This is a genomic window from Celeribacter sp. (assembly GCF_048266405.1).
Lineage (GTDB): Bacteria > Pseudomonadota > Alphaproteobacteria > Rhodobacterales > Rhodobacteraceae > Celeribacter.
The window spans coordinates 331,806-350,459 of sequence record NZ_JBLWZO010000002.1; the positions used below are offsets into that span (position 1 = coordinate 331,806).

The window sequence follows — 18,654 nt, forward strand, 5'->3', positions numbered from 1 at the left end:
TAGCCGTGATTTCGCCCTAGCGCGGGGAGCGTTTTGCCAAAATGCGTTGCAGCGTCCGGCGGTGCATGTTCAGGCGGCGCGCCGTTTCCGAAACGTTGCGATCACACAACTCATAGACGCGCTGAATATGCTCCCAACGCACACGATCCGCCGACATCGGATTTTCGGGGGGCGGTGGCAATTCGTCCCCTGTCGCCAAGAGCGCATTGGTGATGTCGTTGGCATCCGCAGGTTTCGACAAATAGTCCGTCGCGCCGATTTTGACCGCGGCCACGGCGGTGGCAATCGCACCGTATCCCGTCAGAACCACAATACGGCTATCGGGTCGTTTGGCGCGAAGCACTTCCACGACATCAAGGCCGTTACCATCCTCAAGGCGTAGATCAATTACGGCATAGGCAGGGGGACGGGCCGTTGAGATGGCTTTGCCCGCGGCAACGGAACCTGCCATTTCAACTTCAAATCCGCGTTTTTCCATTGCACGGGCAAGACGGCGCAGAAACGGTTCATCGTCATCTACCAAGAGAAGCGATTTGTCCTCACCGATATCAAGTTTGACCTCTGCGCTCATCTGTCGTCCTCCGTTGCGGGCGTAGTGCGTTTCACAAGCACGCGTTCAACCGTCGGCACAACATAAACACCACGGGACCAAGATCAAATGATATATGTCAAATGCACCAATTAGGCGCCTTCGTTCCACGCGTCGATAAAGCACCCGACGCGGTCTGCCATTTCCTCGGCCTCGTCATCGCGTTTGAAAAACTCGACAAAACCGATTTCAGGGAAAACGAGATAGGCAAAGGTGGAGTGATCCACAAGATAGTATTCGGGATCGCCATCCTGTTTCTTGAAATAGGTTTTATAGGCAAGGGAAGCCGCTTTCACCTGTTCCAACGAGCCTGTGAGGCCGATCATGTTCTCATGGAACAAATCGGTAAACTCATTGACAACTTCGACGGTGTCGCGCTCGGGATCAATGGTGATGAAGGCCGCCTGAGCGTCATAGCCGCGCTCGTCGAGAATACGCAGCGCATCAGCATTGCGCATGTTGTCGAGAGGGCAAACATCGGGACAGAAGGTGTAGCCGAAATAGAGCAGCGTCGGTTTGGTAAACACTTCGGCGTCGGTGACGGTCACGCCATCTTCGCGCACCAATTCGAACGGGCCGCCAATTGCGCTTGACCCGCCAGACACCGCAGAGGCGCGACACTGGGCAAACATATCATCCGATTTAGAGGGCATGGCCATATAGAGGCTGACACCGATCAAAGCGGTGATAGAGGCGGCGGCCGTAAGGGCAATGGTGCGGGTCTTCATGTCTCTCTCCTAGAATCAACGCGACTTTGATCGTAAAGTCTGACAGCGACAGCAAGGGCTGTATTGACGCAGTAGGACTAAAGACTGGCCAATGACAACAGATTACAACGAATTCATGATGACGGAACGGCGCTCTAACTGGGTTCGTTTACGCACTTTGGTCGCACTCAGATGGGTCGCTGTCGTCGGTCAGATCCTCACGATTATCATTGCAGCAGCGCTATTTGGCTTCCAATTCGAGTATGGCGGCTTTGCGCTCGCTATTGGTGCATCGATCATCGTCAACCTCGTCACGACCTTTGTGTATCCTGAAACCACACGATTAAGTGAACGCGGCGCTGCGTTGATGTTGCTGTTCGATATCACGCAATTGTCAGTGCTGTTGTATCTGTCTGGCGGGTTGAACAACCCGTTTGCCCTGCTCATTCTTGCGCCCGTGACGATTTCGGCAACGGCATTGCGTCCGACCTCGGCGGTTCTTACGGGTGGGGCGGCGATCCTCATGATCACGTTGATCGGCCTTATCCACCGTCCACTCCTGTTGCAGGACGGGACCGAATTGCTCCTTCCCGATGTATTCGTGTTTGGGCATTGGGCCGCGATCCTGATCGGTGTGCTTTTTTTGGGTCTGTTTTCATGGCGTGTGACCTCGGAAACCCATTCGATGTCCGAGGCGCTCTTGGCCACGCAACTGGCCCTGTCGCGCGAACAGAAACTCACGGACCTTGGCGGTGTGGTTGCCGCCGCAGCCCATGAGCTTGGCACGCCTTTGGCCACGATCAAACTGGTCAGCACCGAGTTGATTGATGATCTCTCTGACAATGAGGCGCTGCGCGAGGATGCGGTTTTGATCCGCGAACAGGCGGTGCGGTGTCGCGATATCCTGCGGTCGATGGGACAGGCGGGAAAAGACGATCTGCACATGCGCAGCGCTCCGCTACAAGCAGTCATTGAGGAAGCCGCCGAGCCACATATGGGGCGCGGAAAATCGGTGATCATCGACATCCAGGACCCCTCTGGCGAGCAGCAGCCCCATTGCTATCGCCGCCCCGAAATCATTCACGGATTGCGCAACCTCATCCAGAACGCCGTGGATTTTGCGGCGACGACCGTTTGGCTGGATGTGACGTGGACGGATCAAACCGTTACCTTACGCATTATAGATGACGGACAGGGATTTCCCGCCTCGGTCATTGGTCGTATCGGCGAGCCGTTCGTCGGGCGACGCAGGCAGGAACGCACATCCGCGCAGCGTCCCGAATATGACGGGATGGGCCTCGGGTTGTTCATTGCCAAGACGCTCTTGGAACGCACGGGGGCGGAATTTTCCTTTGCCAACGGGTCCGACCGCAACGATCAACACCTTCGGTCTGGCCGCAAATCAGGGGCCATTGTCGAGCTAACATGGCCGCGCGATCGCATCTGTTTGAAGGACGGTGACGAAATGGCCGCACTGGGTCAGAACACACGGTTTTAGACGGCGAGTGGCGGCAACATTAACATAGTTTTAACCAATTTTAACCGACTATGGAACAACTCGGGCCATAGGTCCGATCGCAATCTATGGACGGATATATGTATTTTCAGCTCGTTCTACTTTCAGTGGCAAGCCTCTGTATTGCCTTTTTGGTTATCTATCTGTCGGCGTTTTTCACCACAAGAAACGAGCAAAGAAAGCGGTTTCGCCTCGTTCCCGAGGAAGGCGAAACAGCGTTTTTGTTTGACGAGGAATTGCTTGTCGATGCAACTCCGGAAGCCCGCGCCATTTTGGAGTCCACACCAAAAACGGGGTCCGATTGGTCGCGCCTGTTGTCGGCGTTTACGTCACAGTTTCCGGATCTGAAATCCAACATTGCCGCGCTGGCCGATGAAGAAAAACTAACCATCGAGTCGCGCAATGGACAGGCGAAACTCTACTGTGAATGGCAACGCGGACTTGCGCGCATCAGCCTTAAAAGCCGCGTGAGCGACGACCACCTGTCCGAATTCGACCGCCATATCGTGCAAGCGATGGAGCAGGAGTTGGAAACGCTTCGCGCGACCTCGGAGAACGGTCCGTTGTTAATCTGGCGCGAACACCTCGACCAGACCGTGATCTGGGCCAATAGCGCCTATCTGGCCCTGTCGGACAGTTTTGAGCCGGCGGATGAAGAGTCCAGTTGGCCGCCCCGTCGCCTGTTCAATATCGACCCGTCCAAATCCACGGACGCATCGGGCAAGGATGCCGAAACACAGATCATCGACTCGATGCTACCAACGCGGATGGCGCTTAAAACCCCTGACGACAAACAACACTGGTTCGATCTCTATGTCTCCCGCCAAGAGGACGGAACACTTTACACCGCTGTGCCTGTCGACACCGCCGTGCAGACCGAGGGACAGTTGCGCGATCTGACGCAAACACTCACCAACACCTTTTCGCATCTGACTACGGGTTTGGCCGTGTTCTCACGGACGCGTCGATTGACCTTCCACAATCCTGCGCTTGCCGATCTGACAGGACTATCCTCAGAGTATTTTGAACGCAGCCCGTCGCTAATGGAGTTTCTCGACAAGCTACGCGACAATCAAATGATGCCAGAACCCAAGGATTACAAATCATGGCGTCAAAATGTTGCGGCACTTGAAAGTCAGGCGGCCGATGGCACGTTTGAAGAGGTCTGGACCCTCGCATCTCAAACAACCTACCGCGTTAAAGGGCGTCCCTTGCCTGATGGGGCCATTGCCTACTTTTTTGAGGATATTTCGTCGGAAGTCTCCCTGTCCCGCCGCTTTCGCGCGGAAATCGAAACGGGTCAATCCGTGCTCGACAGTCTTGATGAAGCCTTGGCGGTCTTTGCCCATGACGGACGGCTTATCATGTCCAATAGCGCCTATCATAGCCTGTGGGGTATCGAGGAAGATGTTGCCCTAGACGAAACAGGCATCATTGAATCCGCGCGGCTTTGGTATTCGAAATGCGCGCCCTCATCAGTCTGGAATGACATCAAGGACATCGTTGCAGGCACAGCCCAAGTGAAAGACTGGACGGGGACCGCCCGCCTTTGGGACGGACGCCTCCTAAACTGTTCTGTCACCCCACTGCCCAGCGGCCAAACCGTCGCGCGGTTTGCACCAGAGACCATGATCAAAGGGCCATCGCGCTCCGCGCTTGAGCACGTCGATCCCGAGTACGTCAAGATGTGAAGCAGCTTGTATCCGGCGTCGGTCCGGATAGACTCTGCGCATGACCGAACGCACCGAATATTTGAGAACCTTCGTCGCCACTACCGAGTGGAAAGACGCGACATGGGCCCCCTTGGCGGGGGATGCCTCACGGCGCAGCTATACCCGCCTGATAGATCCCAACACCAACCGCAGCGCCATGCTCATGGATGCCCCGCCCGAGTTTGGCGAGGATGTGCGGCCTTTTCTTAAAGTCGGGGCTTATCTCGCGGACCTCGGGCTATCGGCACCCGAGACGTATGCGGCGGATGAGGAGCGTGGGTTCTTGATTATCGAAGACCTCGGAAACGCCCTGTTCGATCAGGTTTGTCTCGCTGATCCGACATCGGAATGGCCGCTGTACAAAGCTGCTGTCGAAGTCTTGGCACATATCACCCAAGCCGCACCCCTTTCGGGTGTGGCCGATTACGCGGACCAAATGACCGATCTCGCTCTGTCGAGTTATCGTTGGTATGTCGGCGGGATCACGGATGCGCCAACCGAAGAAGCCGCAGCGGCCTGTCGCGCCGAAATAGACCCTTTGATCGCGTCTTTGGGTGCAGGACAAAACACCATCCTGCGGGATTTTCATGCGCAAAACCTGATTTGGTTGCCTGAGCGCGATGGGCTAAAGCGGGTTGGGCTTCTCGATTACCAAGATGCCATGTTGGGCCATGCGCCCTATGACCTCGTGTCCCTCGTCAAAGATGCGCGTCGCGATGTGACAAGCGATGTGCGAGAGAAAGCAATGGCGCATTTTGCGGTGGTTTCGGGTCTAAATCGGGCTGATTTGGACCGCGAAGCTGCGATCTGTTCTGCGCAACGCAATATGCGCATCCTCATGATTTTCGCCCGCATGTCGCTGCATTTCAAAAAGCCGCATTATGTCGATTTGATCCCGCGTGTTTGGGCGCATTTGATGTCCGACCTTGCTCACCCTGACCTCGCGGGGCTCCGTGCAATCGTTCGTGAAACCATCCCCGAACCGACGCCAGAAATTTTACAAGTATTGAGAGACAAATGCGGAACCGTCCCGACACTGTAATGCTGTTTTGTGCGGGTCGCGGGACGCGCATGGGCACACTGACCAACGACCGCCCGAAACCGATGGTCGAGGTGGCGGGCAGGCCACTCGTCGATCATGCTTTGGATCAGGTGGCGACAATCCCGACCCAGATTGCGAACACCCACTATCTCCCCGAAACGCTCGACGCCCATCTGTCCCAGCGCGGTGTGAAACCCATTTTCGAACCGGAACTTTTGGAAACGGGCGGCGGGTTGAAAAACGCAGCGCACCATATCAAAGGCGAAGCGGTTTTCACCATGAACACCGATGCCGTTTGGCTCGGCGGTCATGCGGTAGACACCCTTTTGACCACTTGGAATCCCGATGTGATGGACGCGCTTTTGCTCACAGTGCCGCACGGCCGGACACATGGGCATCTGGGGTCTGGTGATTTTTCTATGGCGGCGGACGGGCAGCTCAACCGCGGTGGCGATTTGGTCTATACGGGCCTGCAAATCATCAAACTCGCCCCCGTGGTCGCCATCGAGGACACGGCCTTTTCAATGAATGTCGTTTGGAATGCGATCCATGAAAAGGCGCGTTTGTTCGGCGCTGTTTTTGATGGCGCATGGTGCGATGTGGGCCACCCAGAAGGCATTGCGAGCGCCGAGGCAGCATTGAGGGGAGACACACATGTTTGAACCGAGTGATAAACCGCGCCTGTTCGGGCTTCCCTGCGGTGTGGATTTTCCGCGTGCCGTCAAAGAAGGCCTGTTGGAACGCTTCGGGACGGATCAGCCCGAGTTGCTCGCGCGAACGGAGATTTTCGTCAACACCTCGCGGATGAAGCGTGACCTGCTTGCGGCCTTTGATGACGGACAGACGCGATTGCTGCCCCGCGTGCGATTGGTCACGGAGTTGGGGCGCGATTTGCGGTTTCGCGATCTGCGGATGCCTGTGTCCGGCTTGCGGTTGCGATTGGAATTGGCGCAGCTGATCACGCATTTTCTCGACAACCGTCCCGGATTTGCGGAGCGCTCTGCTGTCTACGGTCTGGCGGATACGCTGGCCTTGCTGCTTGGCGAGATGCACGACGAGGATGTGACCTATGAGACGCTGTGTGATCTGACGTTGGAAAACACCTCCGACCATTGGCGTGAGGCGCTCGAATTTCTCAAGATCGTCAAGGACATCTATGACCGCGACACCGATATGCCGCCCTTGGTCGAGGAGCGGATGCGCACCGTGGTCGAACGATTGGCGACGGAGTGGGCCAGCTGCCCGCCTGATCATCCTGTTCTGGTCGTTGGCTCCACGGGCTCGCGCGGCACCACGGCACGGTTCATGGAGGTGGTCGCCCGCCTTCCGCAAGGAGCTGTTATCCAACCCGGTGTTGATTTTGACATGCCACAACATGTCTGGGACCGGTTGGCCGATCCGTCCATCAGCGGACCAATGCACGACCACCCACAAGAACGGATCGTGCGATTGGCCACAACGCTCGGCCTGTCGCGTCGCGATGTCACGCCCTTTGCCCAGATGGAGCCGCCCAGCGCGGATCGCAACGCCCTGTTGTCACTGGCGCTGCGCCCTGCCCCCGTCACCGATGAATGGATGAAAGAGGGACCAAAACTGCGCGGGATTAAAGACGCCTGCGCCAACCTCACCCTGATCGAAGCACCTGATCCGCGGCGCGAAGCCACCGCTGTGGCGCTCGTGCTGCGCAAGGCGGCGGAGGACAATAAACGCGCCGCCCTCATTACGCCCGACCGCGACCTTGCCCGCCAAGTCTCCGCGATGTTGGACCGTTGGGACATTGACCCCGATGACAGTGCGGGCGAGCCTCTCAACCAAACCCCGCCCGGTCGCCTGTTTCGCCTGATCTCGAACCTGTTCGGGCGCAAGGTGACGTCCGAGGACATGATGGTGCTGCTCAAGCACCCGCTTGTCGCCAAGGGCAGTTTCGATGGCGAAAGCTCCCGTGGGATTCACCTGTTGTGGACGCGACAGCTTGAAGTCTACCTGCGCAAGAACGCCATCGCCTTTCCCGACAAAGACCTGCTTTTGGCATGGGCGGACAAGATGGGCCGTGCGGCAAATGACAAGGACGCCCGCACGGCTTGGGTTGTATGGATTTGCGATCTGTTGGCGCAGGTCGACCCCGTCGGCACGCGCTCCCTCGCCGCGCATCTTGACCACACACTCGCATTGGCCCGTGGTCTGGCAAGCGGCCCTCATGGCGCAGATGACAGCGCACTTTGGGATAATCTGTCAGGGCGCGAAATGCACCGCGTGATGGATGAGCTATGCCGTGAGGCGCAGTGGGGCGGCGACATGACGCCCTATGAATTTGACGAGATGTTCCGCGCCGTAATCGGGCGCGCCATGTCGCGTGATCCGACCCCAAAGCACCCCAATGTTATGATTTGGGGAACGTTGGAGGCCCGTTCGCTTCAGGCCGATCTGGTGATTGTTGGCGGGTTGAATGACGGTATATGGCCGCCTCAACCCAAACCTGATCCGTGGTTTTCACGCGATATGCGCAAGGAAGCGGGTCTATTGTCGCCCGAACAGATGGTCGGCCTGTCCGCCCATGATTTCCAACAAGCCTTTGGCGCGAAAGAGGTCGTGATTTCCCGCGCCCTGCGCAATGCAGAGACAGAAACAGTGCCCTGCCGTTGGGTGATCCGCCTGACCAATCTGTTGAGCGGGCTGCACGATGAGGGCACACAAGCGATCGACGATATGCGCCGCCGTGGTGCGGTGTGGATTGACTGGGCGAACCTATTGGATAAACCCGATCCGTCCCGCGATGTGACGGAATTGGCCAAGCGCCCTTCCCCGCGCCCGCCCGTAGAAGTCCGTCCGCGCGAACTCTCCGTGACCCGCATAGAGACGCTCATTCGCGACCCCTATGCGATTTACGCGAGCAAAATTCTCGGTCTCTACAAATTAGCACCTCTCAATCATGCGCCCGATCCGCGCGATCGTGGCAATGCTTTCCACGATATTATGGAGCGGTTTGTTGCGGGATTCGATCCGAGTGAAAGCAACGAGGACGCCGCATCACGACTTCTGTCCCTCACCGATGATGTGCTGAACGAGACCGTAGTATGGCCGACCGAGCGCCGTATCTGGCGGTCGCGTATGCGTAAGGTCGCGGACAAACTCGCCGCGCGGGAGGTCGAGCGCCTCAAGACGGGCGGAAACGTCGGGATCGAAAAATCAGGCGAGATTTTCCTCGCAGATATCGACTTCAAATTGTCCTGCTTTGCGGATCGAATTGATCGCATGGATGGCGGCGGCTACCACATTTTCGACTACAAGGCCTCTGCACCGCCCAAAGAGAAAGAGGCAAAAGCCTTCCGCATCCAACTCCTGCTCGAAGCCTTGATCCTGCAAGAGGGCACATTCAAAGACATCGCGCAGGGCCATGTGCGCAAGGTGAGCTATCTTGGCCTCGACAAGGATCTGCAAGTGACCGAGCTTGATATCGACAGCGAGGTGATTGCACAGGTTCGCAAGAAACTCACAACGTTGATTAACAACTATGACAAGTCTGAGACGGGCTATACCGCGCGGCGTGCGCCGAAGTTCAACACGTTTCCAAGCGATTATGACCTCCTGTCCCGCTTCAAGGAATGGACAGAGGCAGATGACGCATGTGCTGAGGATGTCCAATGACCGCCCCGAATGAAGCAACCGCCCGACAGTTGGCCGCCGCCCGCCCCGACCGCTCCACATGGCTCGCAGCCAATGCGGGTTCGGGAAAGACCAAGGTACTCACCGACCGCGTCACGCGCCTTTTGTTGGAAGGCACGCCGCCACAGCATATCCTGTGCCTGACCTATACCAAGGCCGCCGCATCGGAGATGCAAAACCGTCTGTTCAAACGTCTTGGGGAATGGGCGATGCTGGATGAGCCAACATTACGCGATGAACTGACAAAGCTCAGTCCCGACTCCGTGTTGGATGACGCAGTGATCCGTCATGCGCGGACCCTCTTTGCCCGCGCGATCGAGACGCCTGGCGGGCTGAAAATCCAGACGATTCACTCTTTTTGTGGCGGCCTTCTGCGGCGCTTCCCGCTTGAGGCTGGCGTGTCGCCGCAATACCGCGAACTGGATGACCGCACGTCGAAAGATATGCTGCGCGATGTGCTTGAGGACATGTCAGACGGGCCTGACCGCTACATCATCGACGCCGTAGCGCTGCATCTTGGCGAAGATATTTATGGGCTTGGATCAGATGTTCTGTCGAACCGAGACAGCTTTGCGACCCCGCAATCCGAAGAACAGATCTGGTCGTGGTTTGATCTGCCTGACGGTTTTGACGAAGCGGCGCTCTTGGGCGAGGTGTTTTTGGGCGGTGAACAGGACATGTTTGCCGAGATGGCCGAGCTGTTTTCGACCTCTGACAAGGCGACGGATCAAAAGTTCGGACTGCTCTTTGGAACCCTGTCCACCACACCGATTAGCACCGATTTTTTGAACCAATGCATTGGCGCGTTATTGTCCAAGAGCGGTGAGAATGCGGGGCTTTCAAACTTCGGTCGGCGAAGCGGTGTTGCGACAAAGGACTTCCGCATAGCCAATCAAGAGGCGCTTGAACCCTTGCGTCTTTTCATGGAGCGTGTGGAGCAGTCCGCTAAACTTCTTTCCCGCCTACAAGATGCAAAACGAACCGCCATTTTGCATCGGTTCGCAGGGGCACTCATCCCGAAGTATCTGGCGAAGAAGTCCTACGCGGGCTTGCTCGACTTTGACGATATGATCCGCAAGGCTCGCGATCTGTTATCAAACTCGGAGACCGCGCAATGGGTGTTGTTCCGTCTGGATGGCGGAATTGACCACATTCTTGTCGATGAGGCACAGGATACATCACCCGACCAATGGATTGTTGTGCGCCGGTTGGCGGAGGAGTTTGCCTCCGGTCAAGGGGCGCGTCCCGATGTGAAGCGCACGATTTTTGTGGTGGGTGATAAGAAACAGTCGATCTACTCGTTCCAAGGCGCCGATCCGTCTGGGTTTGACGATATGTGCGACTTTTTCGACGATCGGCTTGGCAACGCGGGCGACCCTCTGCAAAAGCTCTCGCTCGAACATTCCTTTCGCTCCTCTCCCGCTATTCTGAACGCGACAGATGCGGTTTTTGCCGCCTCGGAGGGATACGGAGTTGGCGGCAAGCCGCAGCACATCGCGTTTTTTGACACCATGCCAGGTCGGGTCGATGTCTGGCCCCTCATTGAGCAGGAAAAAGACGACAACGGGTCGGAGGACTGGGAAGATCCCTTGGACCTCACCTCGCCGATGCACCACAATCACAGGCTCGCCGAGTTGATCGCAAACCAGATCAGCACGTTGTTGGAAAGCGGAGCACTTCCCGATGGGGAAAACGGGTTCCGCGCGATTGAGCCAAAGGACATTTTGATCCTAGTTAGGCGGCGTTCGGGTCTATTTTTGCCTCTTTTGAGCAAGCTCAAGGAAAAATACCTACCAGTTGCAGGTGCCGATCTTTTGACGGTCGGGAACGAGTTGGCAGTGCGCGATCTCTGTGCGCTTCTGTCCTTTTTGGCCTTGGAAGAGGACGACCTCGCTCTGGCCGAAGCGCTAAAATCCCCATTGTTCAACTGGACGGAGCAACAGCTTTATTCCCTCGCGCACGACCGAAAGGCCGCGAATCTGTGGCAAGAACTCCGTGCGCGGCGTAATGAGTTCTCCGAAACCGTGAAAATAATCGACGACCTGCGTCTGAAGCTCGACGTTCTACGGCCCTATGACCTATTAGAGCGGATTTTGATCAAACACGATGGACGGCGCAAATTTCTTGCGCGGCTTGGCCCCGAGGCCGAGGATGGAATCGATGCTCTGCTCGGACAGGCGCGGACCTATGAAACCACGCAAACACCAAGCCTTACGGGTTTCTTGGCGTGGTTCGAGGAAGAGGACATCAAGATCAAGCGGGTTCTGGATGAAAACTCCAACCTGATCCGCGTGATGACCACCCATGGCGCGAAAGGGCTGGAAGCCCCGATTGTGATCCTGCCCGATACCCTGCCCAATTCAAAAGAAAAACAAGTCCGCGGCTCCATTATCAAACTGGACGAAAATCGCGCCGTTCACCTCGCAAGTGCGGCGGCGGCGAGCGACCTAACCAATGAAGCCAGAACCGCGCTGCTCGAAAAGGCGGAGGAGGAGCGGCGACGGCTTTTGTACGTGGCGATGACGCGTGCGGAAAAATGGCTCATTGTTGCCGCCGCAGGCGCTCAACCGAAAAACGGAACCAGTTGGTATGAACTGGTTATGGCAGGCATGGAGGAGTTGGGTGCAGAGCCACTCGACCATCCGTTGCACGGTGGCTTGCGCTATCAAGTGGGCGAGTGGGGTACGCGCCCCGACGTCTCCACAACCCCGAATGACGAACAGACAACCCTACCGCATTGGGCCGAAAATGAGACCCCAACCCCGCCAAAAGCGCGCGATTTTCTGTCGCCCTCCGACCTTGGCGGCGCAAAGGCATTGGGCGGTGAGGATGCATATCTGGATGGCGAACAGGCGAAACGGCGCGGGCGACAAATTCACCTTTTGCTTGATGCCCTGCCCCCCCTACCACCCTCCGACTGGGAACACGCCGCCCGCTATGTCATCCCTGAGGGGGAGGATGTCATTTTGGATGAGGAGATTTCCGACCTTCTGGACGAGGTGCGGCGTGTCATTGAAAATTCCTATGATTGGGATGTATTCGGGTCGAATTCTCTATCCGAAGTTCCCTTTTCAAGTAATTTTCCCACGCTTGGCGGGCAGGGCGTCCACGGGATCATCGACCGTTTGATTGTTGAACCGGATCGGGTCCAGATCGTCGACTTCAAAACCAACGCCATTGTTCCCGAGACCGTGAATCGCGTCCCTGAGGGGTTGCTACGTCAACTCGGCGCTTATGCGGATGCAGTTGAACGCATGTATCCCGACCGCACCATCCAAACCGCCCTCTTATGGACAAGGACAGCAGAATTAATGGAGATACCTCGCGATATCGTGAGGGACGCTCTTCTTCGAACCACTATATCTTGACCTCACCTTGACGTCTTACCGCCGCAGACATAGGTTTTCGGCAACACCACATTTCAGGAGAACCTCCATGGCTACTTTCCCCGCCACCGACGCCACATTCGAAGCAGAAGTCTTGCAATCCGACTTGCCTGTGCTTGTCGATTTCTGGGCAGAATGGTGCGGTCCGTGTAAACAGATCGGCCCATCGCTCGAAGAACTGTCTGCCGAATTTGAAGGCAAAGTCAAAATCGTCAAAGTGAACGTTGACGAAAACCCCGGCGTTCCAGGTCAGTTTGGCGTCCGCGCCATCCCGTCCCTGTTCATGTTCAAAGGGGGCGAAGTCGTTTCCAACAAAACGGGCGCTGCGCCCAAAACAGCACTTAAAAGCTGGATCGAAGAAGTCGTTTAAGACGCGCCTTCGGATTTCATAAAGGGGGCGTCCTTCGGGACGCCCTTTTTCGTTGGGTGGTTGCATGACCCGAGCTGCGCCCTCATATAATCCGCAACGAAAGGACTAATCATGGCAAGCAACGAATTTCCGGGTTGGCACGGCACAACCATCATCGGTGTACGGCGTGGTGGCGAGGTTGTCATTGCCGGCGACGGCCAAGTGAGCCTCGGCCAGACGGTTATCAAAGGCACCGCCCGAAAAGTACGGCGCATCAGCCCCGGTGGTTATGACGTCGTGTGTGGATTTGCGGGTTCGACCGCGGATGCCTTCACACTTTTGGAGCGCCTTGAGGTCAAGCTCGAAGCAACCCCCGGACAGTTGGCGCGCGCCAGTGTTGAATTGGCGAAAGATTGGCGGACGGACAAATATCTTCAAAAACTCGAAGCCATGCTAATTGTGACCGACGGTGAAAACCTATTGGTGATCACGGGCGCGGGCGATGTTTTGGAGCCCGAGCATGACGTGGCCGCCATCGGATCAGGGGGGAACTTTGCCCTCGCTGCGGCACGCGGCCTGATGGAGACCGATAAATCCGCCGAAGAAATTGCGCGCTCTGCAATGGCGATTGCCTCCGATATCTGCGTCTACACCAATGGAAACCTGACAGTGGAAAAGATCTCCAAATGACTGATTTGACCCCCCGCGAAATTGTCTCCGAATTGGACCGATTTATCATCAGTCAAAACGACGCCAAACGTGCGGTGGCCGTGGCCCTGCGCAATCGGTGGCGGCGCAAGAAACTCTCTGACGACCTGCGCGAAGAAGTCTATCCCAAGAACATTCTGATGATCGGGCCAACGGGTGTTGGTAAAACCGAGATTTCACGCCGCTTGGCCAAACTGGCAAAAGCGCCCTTTGTGAAGGTCGAAGCGACAAAGTTCACCGAAGTCGGCTATGTCGGGCGCGATGTTGAACAGATCGTGCGTGATTTGGTGGATTCCGCGATTTCCCAAACCCGTGAATACATGCGCGAAGATGTGAAGGCCAAGGCCTATGAAGCCGCGGAAGAACGCGTGATCGAGATCCTTGCGGGGTCCGATGCCCGCGACCAGACGCGCCAGATGTTCCGCAAGAAACTGCGCGACGGCTTGCTTGACGACACCATCATTGAGTTGGACGTTCAAGACAACGCAACGCCACAGGGCATGTTTGAAATCCCGGGTCAGCCGCAAGTAGGTGGCATGATGAATATTGGCGACCTCTTTGGCAAAGCCTTTGGTGGCCGCACGGTGAAGAAGAAACTCAGCGTTGCCGACAGCTATACCGTGCTGATCGACGAAGAGGCTGACAAGCTGTTGGATGACGAGACCGTCACGCGGGCGGCTTTGGAATCGGTTGAACAAAACGGCATCGTGTTCATCGACGAGATCGACAAGGTCTGTGTGCGTTCGGATACGCGCGGCGGCGATGTGAGCCGCGAAGGTGTGCAACGTGATTTGCTACCCCTGATCGAAGGCACAACCGTTTCGACCAAATACGGTCCGGTAAAAACAGACCATATCCTGTTCATCGCCTCGGGCGCGTTCCATATCGCCAAGCCGTCAGATTTGTTGCCCGAACTTCAGGGCCGTTTACCGATCCGTGTTGAATTACGCGCACTTGATGAGGCGGATTTCGTACGCATTCTGACCGAGACCGACAACGCGCTCACCCTGCAATACAAGGCGCTGCTTGAGACCGAGGAGGTCAGCATCACCTTCACCGATGACGGGATCAAGGCTATCGCAAAACTCGCGGCAGATGTGAATACAAGCGTCGAAAATATCGGGGCACGTCGCCTGTATACGATCATGGAGCGTGTATTTGAGGAACTGTCCTTTGTAGCGCCTGATCAATCGGGCTCTGCGGTCACGGTGGACGCCGAATATGTAGCCAAAAACGTAGGGGACATGGCGAAGGCGACGGATGTGAGCCGCTACATGCTCTAGACCCATCCAACACAGGAATTTTAAGGCAGGGCGAATGCGCACAAGCGGTTTGCCCTTTCTTTTTTCCGTGGAACGCGCGTTATGGTCGCATGACGTATTTGCGATTTTTAATTGAAAATGTCCGGTGGTTGCTGGTTGGGTTCTTGCTCACCCTAACGTCCTCCTATGGGCAAACCTATTTTATCTCCATTTTTGCCGCCGATATCCGCGCAGAATTCGGATTGAGCCACGGATCATGGGGGGCGATCTATTCGATTGGGACAACAGCCTCGGCCGTAGTGATGATCTGGGCGGGGGTTCTCACCGATCATTTCCGCGTGCGCGTTCTTGCGCCCGTGATCCTCGTTGGATTGGCCATAGCCTGTTTAGCGATGTCGGCCGTACCCAGTGTGGCGCTTCTCGTTGTGGTGATTTTCATGCTGCGGTTTACGGGGCAGGGCATGACGAGCCAGATCGCGATGGTCGCAATGGCCCGATGGTTCCAAGCAACGCGCGGTCGCGCCCTTTCCATCGCCTCTTTGGGGTTTGCCTTTGGACAGGCGATGCTGCCACTGATTTTCGTGGCCTTAATGGCTGCAATCGGATGGCGGCAATCGTGGTTGGTCGCTGCTGGCCTAGCGGTGTTTCTAATCCCTGTGATTTTATGGTGTCTGGCCCAAGAGCGCACACCGAAATCCATCGCCGATTCAACCAGTGCTATTGGCATGGACGGGCGGATGTGGACGCGTGGCGAGCTGCTTAAGCACTGGCTGTTCTGGCTTTGCGTGCCGCTGCTACTCGGGCCACCCGCATGGGGCACAGCGTTGTTTTTCCAACAGGTGCATCTGGCGGAGGTAAAGGGATGGTCACTCGTTGAATATGTCTCCCTCTATCCGTGGTTCACAATTACCTCTGTCTCCGCAACATTCCTTGTCGGGATGGGCGTGGACAAATTCGGGGCGGGTCGCATTTTGCCACTTGTACCACTGCCGTTCATGATCGGGTTTATCGTGATTTCATTCTCCACCGTGCCGATCATCGCGGGGATCGGCCTAATGATCGTGGGGCTCGGCATGGGGATGCAGGGCACAGTTGTCGGCGCATTCTGGGCCGAACATTACGGTACGCGTTACATCGGGTCGATCAAATCCGCCGCTGCCGCCGTGATGGTCTTTGGCTCCGCCATTGGCCCGGGCGTTTCAGGGTATCTCATCGATTTCGGAGTGCCATTCACCACACAGATGTTGGCCTATGCTCTCTACTTCGGACTTTCGAGCGCCTTGGCCACGGCTGGTGTCCTTCGCGCGCGCAAGCGTCTAACGACTACGGCGTAGATAGACGTAATAGGCACCACTGCCGCCATGCTTTAGATGCGCTTCGGTCACTTGCATGACGACCGAACGCAAGGGCGGCTGATGGAGCCAATGAGGCACTTGGTTTTTCAAAACGCCTTTGCGGATCGGAATTGGTCCGCCCTCATCGCGGTTTTTTCCCTTACCCGTAATGACAAGAACAAGCCGACGCCCCGCCAACGCAGAGGAGATGATAAATCCCTGAAGGGCAGGGTGCGCATGGGCCAAGGTCATGCCGTGAAGGTCGATACGGGCCTCGGGGCTGAGTTTCCCGCGCTGCATTTTTCCGTATTTCTTGCGATCCATGTGGATAGGCGCATGGGCGAGGCGTTCGGATATAGAAGGGGCAAGGTCGTGCCCCATCGGCGTTTGCGTTGCCCGCGAACCAACCTCGAAATGACTCGGAAAGTGATCTTGGTACTGCGGTGCAGGCTTTTTGGCTGGTCGGCTTTTCGTCGTATCGCGCGGCGTCATCGGCTCGGAACGCATCGGAATCGCCGTTTTTTTCACCGCCTCCCAAACTGTGCGATCGTCCTCGCTCAATTTTCCTTTGCCGCGCCGTTTCATCCCGACGCCTTTTCCAATAGACCATAGGCGGTCTGGATCGGGAGCAATACAATCATGCGTCCGCCATCCTTGATGCGTCCTGCCTCGGAGCCTGCGGCGTCACCTGTGCCGTAGAAAATATCGGCGCGTTGTGCGCCCTTGATCGCAGATCCGGTATCTTGGGCAATCATCAGACGGTGCAAGGGGGACTCGCCCTCTTTTTCGATCCAGACAGGCGCGCCGAGCGGTGTGAATTTTGGATCAACTGCAATGGAGCGCATGGTGGTGATCGAGCGGTTCATAGCGCCAATCGGTCCAAGTTCGGGGTGCAAATCCTTCCTCTCCCGAAAGAACACAAACGACGGGTTGTGATTGAGCAATTCCTCGCCATCGACAGGATTGCGCCGCACCCAGTTTTTGATCACATCGGCGGAGACCTGATGTTCGTTATAGGTGCCGCGACGCACGAGTTCGCGACCGATGGAGCGATAGGTGTGACCGTTCTTTCCCGCATAACCCACGCGGGTCATCGTCCCGTCATCAAGGCGGATACGACCCGACCCCTGAACTTGTAGGAAAAACAGCTCGACCGCGTCATCAACCCACGCAATTTCCAACCCGCGCCCCGACAAGACCCCGTCGGCAATCTCGCGACGTGAATAATAGGGCACACCGGCCTCGAGATCATTGGGCTTGGCGTAGATTGGGAAACGGTAGCGATCCGAACGGTGGCGCGATCCGTGCAATTCAGGCTCAAAGTAGCCCGTAAACAGCGGCGCATTTCCATCCTCTATGAGGACAGGCCGAAAAAAAAGTTCAAAGAAACTTTTCGCGTCCGGTTTTTTTTGGGCAACTTTGCATAGCTGAGGCCATTCAAACCCTTTGATACGATCGCAAGTTTGCGCAAAAACGGAAAGGGCCGCGTCGTGATCGTCGTCGGCCCACCCCTCCAGATCGGAAAATTCCATCAATGTGACCATAGAGGCATCCTCCCCTTGGGCGGGACCGCCCAAGGTCAGCAGGGCCGACAGCAAAGCGCATGCCAACCCCTTCCGCGTCATGCGCCCGTTGCGACCAACTGCCAGTTGGGATCGTCGCTGCCCATTTCACGTGCAAAGGTCCAAATGTCTTTTTGACGTTTGATCTCTGTCGGGTTGCCTTCGATCAGCTTACCTTCCGCATCGTGAACGGAGGAAATCAATTCGGCGACAAAGCGGATTTTGACCTCGCCTTCGCGTGTGGCGGGATCGAATTCGGCATCGATCAGTTGCAACTCACGAAGACCCACAAATTGCGCTTGGACCTGAAGTCCTTGTTCGCGACGAGTCTGCACCACACTATCAAAGGCGTCATACACCTCATCCGCGAGGAAATCGCGCACGCTATCGAGGTCGTCATGCTCAAACGCCATCAGGATCATTTCATAGGCGCTCCCTGCGCCGCTTAGAAACTCCGTGACGTTGAACGTTGGATCGGCCCGCTTCATCGCGGCCAGTTCATCAACCGCACGCGATCCTTCGGCGACGTTGTCCGCAATATCACGGTCCACACCGCCCTCAATCACGTCAAAAGTCTGTGGACCGCGTTTTGTGGACAAACTGTCATCCACATCAACGCGAGGCTTTTCAAATCCTTCACGTGTGCCAAGCACATTGCGCAGGCGCAAAATCAGGAAAATCGCAATTCCGGCAAGCACCAGAAGAGACAGAATGGATTGGTTCATTTGATCCTCACAACTCACGCGGCATAGAAAATGCCACTGTTCCTTACTATGTAGGGTGGGAACAAGGCCAAGTCCACCAGTGGACGGTCAAGAAAGAGA

15 protein-coding genes are annotated in these 18,654 nt (G+C 56.5%); 10 read left to right on the forward strand and 5 right to left on the reverse strand.

The window, feature by feature from the left end; all coding sequences use genetic code 11:
• Window positions 1-16 precede the first annotated feature (16 nt).
• Complete coding sequence (locus ACN0TS_RS06435) at window positions 17-571, reverse strand: ActR/PrrA/RegA family redox response regulator transcription factor (RefSeq protein ID WP_417258512.1); 555 nt, start codon at window positions 569-571, stop codon at window positions 17-19.
• Between the two features lie 110 nt (window positions 572-681).
• Window positions 682-1,317 (reverse strand): SCO family protein, encoded by a 636-nt coding sequence (locus tag ACN0TS_RS06440; RefSeq protein WP_417258513.1) that lies wholly within the window; start codon window positions 1,315-1,317, stop codon window positions 682-684.
• Between the two features lie 91 nt (window positions 1,318-1,408).
• Here ACN0TS_RS06440 and regB point away from each other — a divergent pair, with 91 nt between their 5' ends.
• The 10 genes from regB to ACN0TS_RS06490 all read left to right on the forward strand — a co-directional run bounded on the left by regB (window position 1,409) and on the right by ACN0TS_RS06490 (window position 16,268).
• Complete coding sequence (gene regB, locus ACN0TS_RS06445; protein WP_417258514.1) at window positions 1,409-2,794, forward strand: sensor histidine kinase RegB; 1,386 nt, start codon at window positions 1,409-1,411, stop codon at window positions 2,792-2,794.
• Between the two features lie 98 nt (window positions 2,795-2,892).
• Entirely contained in the window at window positions 2,893-4,503 is a 1,611-nt protein-coding gene (locus ACN0TS_RS06450; RefSeq protein WP_417258515.1) for a PAS-domain containing protein, read from the forward strand.
• 40 nt (window positions 4,504-4,543) lie between these two features.
• Entirely contained in the window at window positions 4,544-5,566 is a 1,023-nt protein-coding gene (locus ACN0TS_RS06455; RefSeq protein WP_417258516.1) for an aminoglycoside phosphotransferase family protein, read from the forward strand.
• Window positions 5,542-6,228 carry a nucleotidyltransferase family protein gene (locus ACN0TS_RS06460; protein WP_417258517.1) on the forward strand — a complete coding sequence of 229 codons (687 nt, stop codon included), beginning with the start codon at window positions 5,542-5,544 and terminating at the stop codon, window positions 6,226-6,228. The genes ACN0TS_RS06455 and ACN0TS_RS06460 overlap by 25 nt, the downstream gene beginning before the upstream one ends.
• Entirely contained in the window at window positions 6,221-9,211 is a 2,991-nt protein-coding gene (addB, locus tag ACN0TS_RS06465) for a double-strand break repair protein AddB (protein WP_417258518.1), read from the forward strand. The genes ACN0TS_RS06460 and addB overlap by 8 nt, the downstream gene beginning before the upstream one ends.
• Entirely contained in the window at window positions 9,208-12,597 is a 3,390-nt protein-coding gene (gene addA / locus ACN0TS_RS06470; RefSeq protein WP_417258519.1) for a double-strand break repair helicase AddA, read from the forward strand. Before addB ends, addA begins: the two co-directional genes overlap by 4 nt.
• Before the next feature lie 67 nt (window positions 12,598-12,664).
• Entirely contained in the window at window positions 12,665-12,985 is a 321-nt protein-coding gene (trxA, locus tag ACN0TS_RS06475) for a thioredoxin (protein WP_417258520.1), read from the forward strand.
• A 111-nt stretch (window positions 12,986-13,096) separates the two neighbouring features.
• Entirely contained in the window at window positions 13,097-13,654 is a 558-nt protein-coding gene (gene hslV, locus ACN0TS_RS06480) for an ATP-dependent protease subunit HslV (RefSeq protein WP_417258521.1), read from the forward strand.
• The gene (gene hslU / locus ACN0TS_RS06485; RefSeq protein ID WP_417258522.1) at window positions 13,651-14,955 is read left to right on the forward strand and encodes an ATP-dependent protease ATPase subunit HslU; all 1,305 of its coding nucleotides are present in this window, start codon (window positions 13,651-13,653) and stop codon (window positions 14,953-14,955) included. The genes hslV and hslU overlap by 4 nt, the downstream gene beginning before the upstream one ends.
• A 128-nt stretch (window positions 14,956-15,083) precedes the next feature.
• Complete coding sequence (locus ACN0TS_RS06490) at window positions 15,084-16,268, forward strand: MFS transporter (protein WP_417258523.1); 1,185 nt, start codon at window positions 15,084-15,086, stop codon at window positions 16,266-16,268.
• Here ACN0TS_RS06490 and ACN0TS_RS06495 read toward each other — a convergent pair.
• Genes ACN0TS_RS06495 through ACN0TS_RS06505 form a run of 3 tightly spaced genes read right to left on the reverse strand, consistent with a single transcriptional unit; the run spans window position 16,251 to window position 18,555 of the window.
• The gene (locus tag ACN0TS_RS06495) at window positions 16,251-16,853 is read right to left on the reverse strand and encodes a Smr/MutS family protein (RefSeq protein ID WP_417258524.1); all 603 of its coding nucleotides are present in this window, start codon (window positions 16,851-16,853) and stop codon (window positions 16,251-16,253) included. The two genes, ACN0TS_RS06490 and ACN0TS_RS06495, sit on opposite strands and share 18 nt — an antisense overlap.
• The gene (locus ACN0TS_RS06500; RefSeq protein ID WP_417258525.1) at window positions 16,850-17,893 is read right to left on the reverse strand and encodes a murein transglycosylase A; all 1,044 of its coding nucleotides are present in this window, start codon (window positions 17,891-17,893) and stop codon (window positions 16,850-16,852) included. The genes ACN0TS_RS06495 and ACN0TS_RS06500 overlap by 4 nt, the downstream gene beginning before the upstream one ends.
• The gene (locus tag ACN0TS_RS06505; RefSeq protein WP_417258526.1) at window positions 17,890-18,555 is read right to left on the reverse strand and encodes a Tim44/TimA family putative adaptor protein; all 666 of its coding nucleotides are present in this window, start codon (window positions 18,553-18,555) and stop codon (window positions 17,890-17,892) included. Before ACN0TS_RS06505 ends, ACN0TS_RS06500 begins: the two co-directional genes overlap by 4 nt.
• Between the last annotated feature and the right edge of the window lie 99 nt (window positions 18,556-18,654).

Bases quoted from the DNA above. Each gene is read 5' to 3' on its own strand.
- ACN0TS_RS06450 (WP_417258515.1), top strand. From the start codon at position 2,893: ATGTATTTTCAGCTCGTTCTACTTTCAGTGGCAAGCCTCTGTATTGCC.
- addB (WP_417258518.1), top strand. From the start codon at position 6,221: ATGTTTGAACCGAGTGATAAACCGCGCCTGTTCGGGCTTCCCTGCGGT.
- hslU (WP_417258522.1), top strand. From the start codon at position 13,651: ATGACTGATTTGACCCCCCGCGAAATTGTCTCCGAATTGGACCGATTT.
- ACN0TS_RS06500 (WP_417258525.1), bottom strand. From the start codon at position 17,893: ATGACGCGGAAGGGGTTGGCATGCGCTTTGCTGTCGGCCCTGCTGACC.
- ACN0TS_RS06495 (WP_417258524.1), bottom strand. From the start codon at position 16,853: ATGAAACGGCGCGGCAAAGGAAAATTGAGCGAGGACGATCGCACAGTT.
- hslV (WP_417258521.1), top strand. From the start codon at position 13,097: ATGGCAAGCAACGAATTTCCGGGTTGGCACGGCACAACCATCATCGGT.
- regB (WP_417258514.1), top strand. From the start codon at position 1,409: ATGACAACAGATTACAACGAATTCATGATGACGGAACGGCGCTCTAAC.
- ACN0TS_RS06435 (WP_417258512.1), bottom strand. From the start codon at position 571: ATGAGCGCAGAGGTCAAACTTGATATCGGTGAGGACAAATCGCTTCTC.
- ACN0TS_RS06455 (WP_417258516.1), top strand. From the start codon at position 4,544: ATGACCGAACGCACCGAATATTTGAGAACCTTCGTCGCCACTACCGAG.
- ACN0TS_RS06460 (WP_417258517.1), top strand. From the start codon at position 5,542: ATGCGGAACCGTCCCGACACTGTAATGCTGTTTTGTGCGGGTCGCGGG.
- ACN0TS_RS06505 (WP_417258526.1), bottom strand. From the start codon at position 18,555: ATGAACCAATCCATTCTGTCTCTTCTGGTGCTTGCCGGAATTGCGATT.
- trxA (WP_417258520.1), top strand. From the start codon at position 12,665: ATGGCTACTTTCCCCGCCACCGACGCCACATTCGAAGCAGAAGTCTTG.
- addA (WP_417258519.1), top strand. From the start codon at position 9,208: ATGACCGCCCCGAATGAAGCAACCGCCCGACAGTTGGCCGCCGCCCGC.
- ACN0TS_RS06440 (WP_417258513.1), bottom strand. From the start codon at position 1,317: ATGAAGACCCGCACCATTGCCCTTACGGCCGCCGCCTCTATCACCGCT.